The 11979-nt window shown below is 34.8% G+C and carries 10 protein-coding genes; 1 reads left to right on the forward strand and 9 read right to left on the reverse strand.

Annotated features, from left to right (window positions below; genetic code table 11):
- Window positions 1–4 precede the first annotated feature (4 nt).
- The 4 genes from H603_RS0105645 to H603_RS0105660 all read right to left on the reverse strand — a co-directional run bounded on the left by H603_RS0105645 (window position 5) and on the right by H603_RS0105660 (window position 5671).
- Window positions 5–2260 (reverse strand): heparinase II/III family protein, encoded by a 2256-nt coding sequence (locus H603_RS0105645; RefSeq protein WP_026707656.1) that lies wholly within the window; start codon window positions 2258–2260, stop codon window positions 5–7.
- A gap of 345 nt (window positions 2261–2605) precedes the next feature.
- On the reverse strand, window positions 2606–3064 hold the full coding sequence (locus tag H603_RS0105650) for a ferritin-like domain-containing protein (RefSeq protein WP_026707657.1): 459 nt from the start codon (window positions 3062–3064) through the stop codon (window positions 2606–2608).
- A gap of 214 nt (window positions 3065–3278) precedes the next feature.
- On the reverse strand, window positions 3279–4466 hold the full coding sequence (locus tag H603_RS0105655; RefSeq protein ID WP_026707658.1) for a pyridoxal phosphate-dependent aminotransferase: 1188 nt from the start codon (window positions 4464–4466) through the stop codon (window positions 3279–3281).
- A gap of 110 nt (window positions 4467–4576) precedes the next feature.
- Window positions 4577–5671, reverse strand: a complete 1095-nt coding sequence (locus H603_RS0105660) for a fatty acid desaturase family protein (protein WP_026707659.1) — start codon at window positions 5669–5671, stop codon at window positions 4577–4579.
- Window positions 5672–5780: 109 nt separating this feature from the next.
- Here H603_RS0105660 and rsmG point away from each other — a divergent pair, with 109 nt between their 5' ends.
- Window positions 5781–6410 carry a 16S rRNA (guanine(527)-N(7))-methyltransferase RsmG gene (rsmG, locus tag H603_RS0105665; protein WP_026707660.1) on the forward strand — a complete coding sequence of 210 codons (630 nt, stop codon included), beginning with the start codon at window positions 5781–5783 and terminating at the stop codon, window positions 6408–6410.
- 149 nt (window positions 6411–6559) lie between these two features.
- Here rsmG and pruA read toward each other — a convergent pair whose 3' ends face one another.
- The 5 genes from pruA to map form a co-directional block, all read right to left on the reverse strand.
- Window positions 6560–8188 carry an L-glutamate gamma-semialdehyde dehydrogenase gene (pruA, locus tag H603_RS0105670; protein ID WP_026707661.1) on the reverse strand — a complete coding sequence of 543 codons (1629 nt, stop codon included), beginning with the start codon at window positions 8186–8188 and terminating at the stop codon, window positions 6560–6562.
- Between the two features lie 172 nt (window positions 8189–8360).
- Window positions 8361–8747: a Co2+/Mg2+ efflux protein ApaG gene (gene apaG / locus H603_RS0105675; protein ID WP_026707662.1), complete on the reverse strand. Its 387-nt coding sequence runs from the start codon at window positions 8745–8747 to the stop codon at window positions 8361–8363.
- Window positions 8748–8826: 79 nt separating this feature from the next.
- Entirely contained in the window at window positions 8827–10077 is a 1251-nt protein-coding gene (locus tag H603_RS0105680) for a type IX secretion system plug protein (protein WP_026707663.1), read from the reverse strand.
- Between the two features lie 199 nt (window positions 10078–10276).
- Entirely contained in the window at window positions 10277–11041 is a 765-nt protein-coding gene (locus tag H603_RS0105685; RefSeq protein WP_026707664.1) for a class I SAM-dependent methyltransferase, read from the reverse strand.
- 116 nt (window positions 11042–11157) lie between these two features.
- The gene (map, locus tag H603_RS0105690; RefSeq protein ID WP_026707665.1) at window positions 11158–11976 is read right to left on the reverse strand and encodes a type I methionyl aminopeptidase; all 819 of its coding nucleotides are present in this window, start codon (window positions 11974–11976) and stop codon (window positions 11158–11160) included.
- Between the last annotated feature and the right edge of the window lie 3 nt (window positions 11977–11979).

The following is an 11979-nucleotide window of genomic DNA, read 5'->3' on the forward strand; positions in this document are numbered from 1 at the left end:
GCCATTATTTTGTTGTGATTACAATCTTATGTCCTGGTTGTAAAATGGTGTTTTTGTTAATAGTTCTACCATCTTGCATTATTGTAGCCTTGCTCTTAAAAGTAGCTGTTAAGGGACTGTCAGCGAGATTGTATAACGTAATTTGTTTTCCATTTATTTCAATGGAAACGTCTGTAGCTTTGTTAAATGTAATCATACTGTTGGCCACGGTAATCATTTTTACATTGAATAAAAACGATTTGTCATCTTTAGAAAGACTTTTAAGTTGTTCTCCCGTGGCTTCAAACGATAAACTATTTTGTTTCCAACCTGCTAACTCTGGTGTTTTTGCTTCTTCATTTATTCGTTTGTCAAAATTTGAATAGGGGTGTAAAACAGTTATAAAACTAAATTCTGATTGATTTTCTTTACTTACCACAGTCCACTCTTTTCCTCGTGTGCCTGATTTGTCATTTTTATCAACTGCGTTAAGTTGGTAAATATCCAGTCCTGTTGCATCTGGAAAATTAGAACGTATAAGATTTGGTTTCAAATCCTCCGTGTAATGACCTTGCCAAACTTGCTTGTAAGTATGTGCTTCTTTCGAATAAAAATTGTCTTTTACAACCCATAAATCATCTTTTAGATAAATTACTTGACGGCTATATCTTACGCCAATATTTTCAAATCCATTGTGACTACCTACAAATAAATCAAATTGAGGGTTGCTTTCCCAAGCGATAGTTGTTGGTAAGGGTAGATTTTTAAACTTACCAAATCCGCTGCCGCCTTCATTTGATGTCCAATCTTTTCCTTGCAATTCGTTATCAACTAAAGCTACATTTTTAACCATTGAGTTTTTAAAAAAAGCAAAGTCGGTCAATGAATAGCGTACTTGATAATTGGGTAAAATTACTTGACCATTTGCTACAGCTTGAATTCCCAAGATGTCACCATGTTGATGGTCTGGCTTCATGTCGTCAACACCATTACTTATAATCATCATCTTGTCATTCTTTTCCCAGCCCTCGCGCATTACATAATAAGCGGTTTCCGGTAAAGTAACAGAGCCAAAAGTGGGTTTCTTTTTCTCTATATTTTTTAATAATTCAATTTGCTGCTTACTTAAAAACCAATACATTCCTGAATCGATAAAATCCTGTGCAAAGTAGCCTACGCTAGGATCTTCATATAAAATATAACCTAAAGTCATCGTTCCTGAAATAGTATTCTTTTCGGCCCAAGGTTCGTTTGTGTCGTCCTGTAAAACAGGGGCTGATTTGTCTGGATATGAAATTTTTGCTAAGCTTGTGAAAAGTGATTTCAGTTTGTCTTCAACAGATTTGTCTATAGTAATGTTGCTAATCTTTGCAAGTTGATAAACAAAATAATAGGTTTCGATATCACTCATGTGATAATGAACTGAGCGTTCAAACTGAAAGCCATCAGGATTAATTTCCTTTGATAGATGTTCGTTCAATCTAGTCATCGCTCTGTCGTACCATTTATCTGTTCCTTCAAAATCCCTCAATAAAATGGCCAACATCGCTAATGCCGACATTCCTCTAGTTTGATGATTTCCATCACTGAAGCTGGCATTTGTCTCGTACAAATTCTCACCGTGTTGCAGTAAAGTAGCAATAGTGTACAGCTGATCTTTGTCAGTATACGCTTTCTCTCCTAAAAATAAATTATGTATTTCTAACCAATTTAGAATGCGGTAACCAGATCGAAATGCTTCATAAACGCCATTCCCATCTTTGATTGTCTCGTAAGCATTGTTTTCTAAAGCAGTATTTAATGACTGCATCTGGTTTGTGAAATACGAGATGTACTTTGGATTTTTATTATCATAGAAATAATTGAAAGCAATATCAATCATTTTATGCTGTCTCGCTAAGTGGCGTAGGGCATATGCGTTTACCTTCTCACCATTTTGATAATTAAAAGGAAGTACCCACGGACTCGCTGCTTTAAATTTTGTCATGTGATCATTTGCTCGCTCTAAATGACTTGCTTTTGCTTCGGGATACGAATTTGCATATAATTCAAATCGTTCTGGTACGGTGTGCCAATCATAATAAAAGCGTTCGGAAAAAGCTTTTCTGTAATAAGCGGCTAGGGCTGCTTCAGTGTTCGGAATTTGCTTCTTGATTTCAGCTTTCAGGTGATTGTGAAGGTCAGTAGTTTTAATGACTGATGTACTTGGGAGGTCTTGCGCGAATAGCGAAAGAGAAGTCAGTAGAAGACCAGTAAATAATATTGATTTTAATTGCGACATTGCTATATTTTTTTCTTTTAAAAATATAAAAAACAATTGGTTTACCACATTGATAATCCAATAATTCTGCGAAATAATTTAGCTCCGTAATTAATAACCTTCTTTCGAATTTGAATGGTGGTTAGAAGTTTCATACAGCTTTCAATAGATGGGATAAATTGACTGTATTGTAATTAGTCCATTATTTGCAACCACTGCTTTAATTTTAACTTCTAGCAGACTATAATACTTGATATGGAGATTTCAAGGATTAAAAACGCACTCACTTTTAGTGACAATTTTGCATAAAAAAAACTACCAAGATCAATATCACTTGGTAGTTTTCAAAATTTATAAGCTAACATCTTAGTTTACTGTTTTAGCTTTAAGTTTCATTAAGATAGCTTTGATGCTATTTAATTGCTTTGAAACAATTGCAATTTGGTTTTGCTCCATTTCTTCTACTTTTAAAGCATCTTCGTATTTTTCAACAGCTGACTCTTCACCAGTAATACATGCGTTAATGATCGCTTCAGTATCTCCGCTTGTAAAAGTTGATTTAATGTCAATCCATGCACGGTGTATTGCTCCTAAAGCTCCTCCACCTGATGTGTCAGTAGATTTTCCTAATTTGTTGATTTCGTCTTGTAATTCTACAATAAATAATGCACGCTCACGAGCATATTCTGCAAATTCTGATTTGATCATGCTGTTTTCTGCATGTTCTGCTGCATTTTTATAACCTAATTTTCCATCCTCTAGAATTGCGATTAAACCATCTAGTGTACTTACTACTTTTTCTCTTTTGTCGTCTGAATTCATCATAATGTTTGTTTTTAAATATTTGTTTGATACAAAGATGGGATAATAAGAAGTGTTTTATCTTACAAAATTTTCGCAGTTTATTACAAGATTATCAACGTCGGATATTTTTTCGAAAAAACAATAAAAATAGAGTCTAAAAAAAAATGCCTTAAGAATTACTTCTCAAGGCATTGTGTAAGTAACGTTGGCGTACACCAACTTTATAATTGAAAAATTAAAGTGCTAATGCCTCTTTAATTCTTTTTAAAGCTTCTTTTAATATATCATCGCTTGTCGCATATGAAAAACGAATACAGTCAGGATTACCAAAAGCATCACCTGTCACTGTAGCAACATTTGCTTCAGCTAATAGATACATAGATAAATCCATGGCGTTTTTAATTTCAGTTCCTTTTAATGTTTTTCCAAAGAAAGAAGAAACATCAGGGAACACATAAAATGCACCTTCTGGAACGTTTATTTTTACTCCTGGAATCTCTTTCAATAAACCTACCACTAAATCTCTACGAGAGTGAAAAGCGTCAACCATATGTTTTAATACAGATGGATCAGCATCTACAGCTGTGATAGTAGCACGTTGCGCTGGAGAATTAGCCCCTGAAGTAACTTGGCCTTGTATTTTTGTACACGCTTTTGCAATAAATTCTGGTGCTCCTATGTAACCAATACGGTATCCTGTCATTGCAAATGCTTTTGCGACTCCGTTTACTGTTATTGTTTTGTCAAACATTCCTGGGATAGAACCGATACTGCAAAAAGTTCCCGAAAAATTAATATGCTCATATATTTCGTCAGCAACGACATATACATTTGGATGCTTTTCTAAAACTGCAGCAAGAGCAGTAAGTTCCTCACGACTGTATACAGATCCTGAAGGATTACATGGAGTAGAGAACCACATCATTTTTGTTTTTGGTGTGATTGCAGCTTCTAACTGTGCAGGTGTAATTTTAAAATCAGTGTCGATTGAAGTAGGCACTTCAACTGGAACACCTCCCGATAATTTTACTATTTCGAAATAAGAAACCCAGTAAGGTGCAGGTAAAATAACCTCATCTCCATCATTCAACATTACTTGAGCAATGTTGTATAAAGATTGTTTTGCTCCTGTTGAAACAACAATGTTTGCAGGTTTGTATTCTAAATTGTTATCTCTTTTAAATTTTCTGCAAATAGCATCTTTCAATTCTCCATAACCATCTACTGGAGAATAGGTACTGTAATTGTCATCGACTGCTTGTTTTGCTGCCTCTTTAATAAAGTCAGGTGTATTAAAATCAGGCTCTCCTAAACTCAAACTGATAATGTCTTTTCCTTGTGCTTTTAATTCTCTAGCCAAGGCAGCCATTGCTAATGTTTGTGAAGTCGCTAAGTTGTTGATTCTGTCAGAAAGTGGATTCATTATTAGTTGAATTGATGCCCTAAATAATAGTTTTTAGGGGAGTAGTTATAGATTAGTTTTTAGTTTTATCCTTAAAATGAAATGTATATAAACATATACTAGAGTCGTGTTTAGACCATTTCAGGTTTCATTCCTAGTTCCTTTAAATGCTTGAAATGAGCAACCACCGCAGAACGCATTGTTTTATATTCATAATAAGGAAGGTTGCATTCTTGCGCTGTTTCCTTAACAATCTTTGCTATTTTACCGTAATGAACATGACTAATATTAGGGAAAATATGGTGTTCAATCTGGTGGTTTAATCCGCCTGTATACCAATTGACAATGGCATTTCTAGGAGCAAAATTGGTGGTAGTGAATAATTGATGAATTGCCCAAGTATTGTCCATTTCTCCTAATTCATTAGGTGATGGATTTGTAGTTTCCTCTACAACATGTGCGAGTTGAAATACTACACTCAAAATTAATCCAGCAGTGTAATGCATGATGAAAAAGCCAATTAAAACTTTCCACCAAGTGATTCCAATTACAATAGGTAATACAATCCAAATAGAGACGTATATAATTTTTGTAATGATCAAAGTTGTCCAAAGAATTTTTGGGCTCTTGGCTTCACCATAAGATAATTTTCTTTTTAGGTAACTTCTCATCTGTTTAAAATCGGTAGTAATCGCCCAGTTAAAAGTTAATAATCCGTATAAAAATACCGAATAATATTGTTGAAAACGGTGAAAACTATGCCATTTTGCTTCTTTAGTAAAACGAATAATTCTACCTGCATCTAGATCTTCATCATGACCAGGGATATTAGTATAGGTATGGTGTAACACATTGTGTTGCACTTGCCAGTTGTACACGTTTCCAGCCAGAACATAAATAGTTCCTCCCATGAATTTGTTTACCCAACTTTTATTCGAATACGATCCATGATTTCCATCATGCATCACGTTCATTCCCACTCCGGCCATTCCTATTCCCATTACAATGGTCAATAGTAAATGTGCCCAAAATGGCATGTCAAGGGTGAGTATTAAAAAATAAGGTGCTAAAAAAACAGCAAATAAAATGATGGTCTTTAAGTACAACCTCCAGTTACCTGTTTTTTTTATATTGTTTTCTTTGAAGTAGTTGTTAACCCGTGAGTTAAGAGTTCTGAAAAACTTCATTTTATCTTGCTTAGCAAATGTAGGTGCTGATGTAATCATATGTAAATTGTAATAAGTTCCAAAGATAATTATTAAAATTTTCAACTCTGCAAAATTGAGTTAAATATTTAAGAGTTAAAATCAGTACTTTTGTTAAAAAAATTGAACGATGGACGAGATTTTGAAATATTTTCCCAATTTAACCGACTTGCAAAAAGAGCAGTTCGCCAAATTGGACTTTATATACCACGATTGGAACGAAAAAATAAATGTGATTTCTAGAAAAGATATCGATGCGTTGTATACTAAACACATTTTACACTCATTAGGAATTGCGAAGGTGATGAAATTCGAACCAGGAACTTACGTGCTTGATGTGGGAACTGGTGGCGGTTTTCCTGGAATCCCGTTAGCTATTCTTTATCCTGAAACACGTTTTTATTTAATAGATATTATCGCCAAAAAAATAAAAGTAGTACAAGGTGTCGTAGACGCTTTAGAACTTAAAAATGTAAAAGCGGAGCAACTGCGTGCAGAAAATGTAAAAGGAGATTTTGATTTTATTGTTAGTAGAGCAGTAACAAATATGCCGGATTTTGTTTCTTGGGTTAAAACCAAAATCAAGAAGCAACAAAAACACGCTTTAAAAAACGGAATCCTATATTTAAAAGGTGGTGATTTAACCGAAGAGTTAAAAGATTTCCCTAAAGCAACAGAATATAATTTAGCCGACTTTTTTGAAGATGAATTTTTCGAAACAAAAAAAGTAGTACACTTGCCGCTGAAGTTTGTTGTGTAAGATAGTTGCGAGCTAATAGAAATCTTATAATAAATGAGAAACTAAGATAGCTTGGCGATGTCATTTGGTTTAAAATTTAAAAGCCCACAGGATTTCAAAACTGGAATCTTGTGGGCTTTTTATTGTACCCCCTTCGGGGGTTAGGAGGATTATTCTCCTAAGAATGGATATCTGTAATCTGTTGGAGTTACAAAAGTTTCTTTGATTGTTCTAGGAGAAGCCCAACGCAACAAGTTCAATGGAGAACCTGCTTTGTCGTTTGTTCCTGAAGCTCTTGCTCCACCAAATGGTTGTTGTCCTACAACAGCACCTGTTGGTTTGTCGTTAATGTAGAAGTTACCGGCAGCGTTTTGTAATTTTATTGTTGCTACTTCAATTGCATAACGATCTGTGCTGAAAACAGCTCCTGTTAATGCATATTCTGAAGTTGAATCAACTAATTCAAGTGTTTCTTCCCATTTTGCATCTTCGTATACGTAGATGGTCATTACAGGTCCGAATAATTCCGTCTCCATTGTAGAGTAATGTGGGTTTGTAGTAACAATTACTGTAGGCTCAATAAAGTACCCTACTGATTTGTCGTAGTTTCCACCAACAATGATTTCGGCGTCAGTATCTTTTTTAGCTTGATCAATAAAACTAGCTAATTTGTCAAATGAACCTTCGTGAATTACAGCAGTAATAAAATTGCTAAAGTCTTCTGGAGAACCCATTTTCATTGATTTTACATCAGTGATAATTTGTTCTTTAACAGCTGGCCACATACTTTGTGGTACGTAAGCCCTAGAAGCTGCTGAACATTTTTGACCTTGAAATTCAAAAGCACCACGCACAATTCCAGTAGAAACTTGTTTTGGGTTAGCGCTAGAGTGAGCGATGATAAAATCTTTTCCTCCAGTTTCTCCTACGATTCTCGGGTATGTTTTATAGTGGTGAATGTTTGTTCCTATTTTTGCCCAAATGTCTTTAAATACATGAGTAGAACCTGTAAAGTGCAATCCAGCAAAGTCACGGCTCGCTAATACGGTATCCGTTACCATTAAAGCATCTCCAAAAACCACATTGATTACTCCATCAGGAACTCCAGCTTCTTTAAATACTTCGATAATAATTTGAGCAGAGAATACTTGGCTATCACTTGGTTTCCATACGACAACGTTACCCATCATAGCAGCACTTGCTGGAAGATTAGCAGCAATTGCTGTAAAGTTAAATGGTGTAATCGCATATACAAATCCTTCAAGAGGGCGGTACTCTAAGCGATTCCACATATCAGATGTCGAAGAAGGTTGGTCACCATAAATTTGAGTCATGAACTCTACGTTAAAACGTAAAAAGTCAATTAGCTCACATGAAGCATCAATTTCTGCTTGGTGAATATTTTTAGATTGTGCAATCATTGTTGCAGCATTGATTCTTGCTCTGTAAGGTCCTGCTATTAATTCAGCTGCTTTCAAGAAGATAGCTGCACGTTGTTCCCATGCCATGTTTGCCCATGCATCTCTAGATTCTAATGCATTTGCGATAGCTTTCTCAACATGTGATTTTTCAGCAAGGTGATAGGTACCTACGACATGCTTGTGATCGTGAGGAGCTGTCATGTTTTTTGTGTTTCCAGTTCTAATTTCTTCGCTACCAATATATAATGGCACGTCAATTTTAGCATTCCACATTTTAGTGTAAGCTGCTTGCACAGCTGCTCTTTCAGGTGAATTTGGCGCGTACCCTTTTACTGGTTCATTTACCGCTTTTGGTACGTTAAAAAATCCTTTTAGCATGATATTTTGATTTGTTCATCTGCAAAAAAAGCAGACAAGATTAGACATTCGTATTAGTAATAATTTTAGCAGGAATTTGCGAAAAAATTATTGCATAACAAAAGTACGAAGGATAATTCAAAAAAGTGATAAATACCACTTAAGAAAGTGAAAAATGTTAAATTAAAAGGTATTAATTCAAAGCAAATGGAGCCGACAATTTAAAGCTGGGTATTAAAACCTTAAATGTTTTTGCAGTGGTGAAATTGATCATATTAAAATAACCTTTCATTGCTCCATAAGGAGAAGCAAGTAAGCAACCAGAACTGTAGGTGTGTAATTCTCCTGGTTTTAAGACAGGTTTTTTTCCAATAACTCCGTCGCCGTCTACTGTTTCAATATCGTTCAACGCATCGTGAATTTCCCAATGACGTGAGGTAAGTTGTACCGAATCTTTACTGTGGTTCTCAATTGTAACCTCATAACTAAAAGCAAAGTGAACCTTGTAGTTCTTAAAGTATGTACCTTCAAAACTAGTTAATACTGATATCTTTATGCCTCTTGTTATTTGAGAAACCATTTAAATTGTGCTGTTTGTGTGAGTTATGATAACAAAAATACAAAATTTAGTTACTGTATTATTGATTTTAACTAATATTTTAATTGACGATATTTATAGAGTTTAGATCAGCTTTACCTATGACACGATCATATCGTCCGGTATTTTCTTTGTAATAAACTAGTACTGTATAGTTGTTTTCTGTTTGATAAAAGTTCCCATCGATGGCGTTTTCAAAATCAATAAATCCTTTTTTATCAGCTATTGTATATTCATAATTTGTGAATCCTTGCTTAATCAATAACGCTTTTTCATACAATCCTTTCTTCTCATTATATTCCATTTTGTACTCTTCTGATAGGGCGTAGTTATTAAACATTCCAGTGATGTAAATATCTTTGTCTAATCTAAAAGATGGCGCTGAAAGTGTAAAGTAGACCCATGCATAATCTGCTTCTACGGTATTGTCGCTCCCATTAATGTTATTTACAAGAAAATTTCCATTAACATCCTGTGTAAAGGAGTAGGGGAAACTAGCTCTAGCATTGTGTGTAAAAAGATGGCTACCATAGACGGCAGTATTTGCGTCAATTATAGCTACATTGTTTCCAGAGGCGCGTATGTCTTTATTTTCGAAAAATAAAAATTCATTACCTGCCCAGAACTGCGTTTCAGTGTCATATTTGTAAACTAAGTCGTTGCCTAAGGTGTATTGGGGAACAATATTTTTAATAGCAGTATCAAATTTTCCATTTTGCAGTAACATCACTTTTACATTTTTCAAAGGATTCTGGAAAGTAAGTTCGGTCGAATTTACAGAGAATTCAACGTTGTGTTTTAAGGGCAAATTAGCTGTGGTTCTTGCTCGTTTTATTTGCATTGGGATCTTTACTGCTTCTTCATAAAGAATAAATTTACGAGAAAAAATAGCCTCTTTAGCGTCATTAAGAATAGTGATGATATAATTGCCGCTTAATTTTAGACCTAACGTATTTTGATTAGGTAGGGATAAAGTGTAATGGGAATAAAGTTGTAATGTGTTAAACGAGTTGCTATAGGTTTGAATGCGTTGATTGTCAAAACCTTCTAGATATTCTGCTTTAGGTATTTGTGTTGGGTGCCAGTTGTAATCACAATGGATAATTTCGTAATAGTAATCAGCTTCATTACCAAAAAGATCGTCAAACTGAAGTTGGAAACCACTTCCCAATACAAATATAGGTACTGCATTAACATTGTTTTGTGTAAAAGATACTGTCTTGATATTTACTGGTGTGGTCAAAGTCTCATCTATTTGTGCGAAGCAAAATTGAACGAGACAAATCAATATAAAAGTGATACTTTTTTTCATGTGATACGGTAGCTTTTAAAAGGCTAAATATACTAATTTATACTGTTTTTTATTCGAATAAACCTCTTTCAGACTATTTATAGCAAATCTCAGGCCAATACTTTTTACTCAATAATTTTAGGTGACGGCATATTTTGTAAATAACAAAGCCTCTAAAAAGTAATAACTTCTAGAGGCTTTATTTATTGTAATAGTTCTTTTATTTAAAGCAAACAGGAATAATTTCACCTTTGGCTAAGCAGTATTTTTCTACTAATTCAGGAGCAATTTTATTGGTGTAATCTTCCTCAATAACTGTGAAACCAATGCTTCTAAGTTTGTCAAAATAATCACGACCATAAATACGAACGTGATCGTACTGTCCGAAAATTTCAGCACGTTTTTTCTGGTCTGTTATGGTGTCATCTGCATAGGTAACTGCGCGATTTAAATCTTGCGGAATTTGTAATATAGCCATTCCGCCAGGTTTTAAAACTCGATATAATTCTTGCATCGCCTTAGTATCGTCTGGAATATGTTCTAGAACGTGGTTACACAAAATAATGTCGTATTGATTATCTTCAAAAGGCAAGTCACAAATATCCGCTTTGACATCGGCAAGTGGTGAAAACAAATCGGTCGTGGTGTAATCAAGATTTTTTTGACTTCGAAAAAGCTTATAAAATGCTTGCTCTGGCGCAAAATGCAACACCTTTTTTGGTGCGCTAAAAAAATCTGTTTTGTCATTTAAATACAACCAAAGTAAACGGTGTCTCTCAAGCGAAAGCGTACTTGGTGATAATACGTTATTGCGTTGTGTCTCGTACCCGTAAGGCAACATCGACTTGAAGCTTTTACCATCAATAGGATCAGTAAATTTATCGCCCTTTAATGTAAAAGCAATCACGGGACGTGCCACATAACTCAAACGAATAAGTAGCGGACGAGGGATTGTATTAAGTATAAGTTTAAACACGGATTTCATTGGATTGTATTTTGATACGAATTTCACGAATTAGCACAAATTATATGCGTAGTATGAATTTCACTAATTTGAGTTTATAATAGAATTCGTTGAATAGAAAATCTCTCTACTAAATTCTAAAGAACCAAGGGAACTTTTCTGAATTCATCCTCTTCATTACTTACAATTCCTAGCGCTTGATATACATAAGCAAAAGTAGAAAGTAACTCAGGTTTTCCGTCGATTAATGCTACATCGTGTTCAAAGTGTGCGCTTGGTTTATTATCAGCGGTGGTAATAGTCCATCCGTCTTTATGTTGTTTGATGTTACGAGTTCCTTGATTAATCATAGGTTCGATTGCAACGACCATACCTTCTACAAAAAGTTTTCCACGACCGCGTTTTCCGTAATTAGGCATTTCAGGATCTTCGTGCATTTTTTGCCCTAAACCGTGTCCTACTAATTCACGAACAACACCATAACCGTGTGATTCTGTATATTTTTGAATAGCATTACCTACATCTTCAACGCGATTTCCAGCTTTGAATTCACGGATACCTACATATAAAGACTCTTTAGTAACTTGTAATAATTTTTTAGTTTCAGGTGCCACTTCTCCTATCTCAAATGAGTAAGCGTGATCACCGTGATATCCGTTTTTGAACGCCCCGCAATCTACTGAAATCACATCACCGCTTTGTAACGGTGTATTGTTTGGGATTCCGTGTACTACTTGAGAGTTCGGACTCATACATAATGAGTTTGGGAAACCATATAAACCTAAAAAGCTAGGCACCGCTCCATGGTCGCGAATGAATTCCTCTGCTAATTTATCTAAATGTAATGTAGTTACTCCTTCTTTTATTTCAGAAGCAATCATTCCTAATGTTTTGGATACAATTAAAGCACTTTCACGCATTAATTCTATTTCTTCACGGGATTTTACTATAATCATATT

This window comes from Flavobacterium frigidarium DSM 17623, from assembly GCF_000425505.1.
Lineage (GTDB): Bacteria > Bacteroidota > Bacteroidia > Flavobacteriales > Flavobacteriaceae > Flavobacterium > Flavobacterium frigidarium.

Coding starts and splice junctions, on each gene's coding strand:
- rsmG (WP_026707660.1), top strand. CDS start 5,781: ATGGACGAGATTTTGAAATATTTTCCCAATTTAACCGACTTGCAAAAA.
- H603_RS0105685 (WP_026707664.1), bottom strand. CDS start 11,041: ATGAAATCCGTGTTTAAACTTATACTTAATACAATCCCTCGTCCGCTA.
- pruA (WP_026707661.1), bottom strand. CDS start 8,188: ATGCTAAAAGGATTTTTTAACGTACCAAAAGCGGTAAATGAACCAGTA.
- H603_RS0105680 (WP_026707663.1), bottom strand. CDS start 10,077: ATGAAAAAAAGTATCACTTTTATATTGATTTGTCTCGTTCAATTTTGC.
- apaG (WP_026707662.1), bottom strand. CDS start 8,747: ATGGTTTCTCAAATAACAAGAGGCATAAAGATATCAGTATTAACTAGT.
- H603_RS0105660 (WP_026707659.1), bottom strand. CDS start 5,671: ATGATTACATCAGCACCTACATTTGCTAAGCAAGATAAAATGAAGTTT.
- map (WP_026707665.1), bottom strand. CDS start 11,976: ATGATTATAGTAAAATCCCGTGAAGAAATAGAATTAATGCGTGAAAGT.
- H603_RS0105650 (WP_026707657.1), bottom strand. CDS start 3,064: ATGATGAATTCAGACGACAAAAGAGAAAAAGTAGTAAGTACACTAGAT.
- H603_RS0105655 (WP_026707658.1), bottom strand. CDS start 4,466: ATGAATCCACTTTCTGACAGAATCAACAACTTAGCGACTTCACAAACA.
- H603_RS0105645 (WP_026707656.1), bottom strand. CDS start 2,260: ATGTCGCAATTAAAATCAATATTATTTACTGGTCTTCTACTGACTTCT.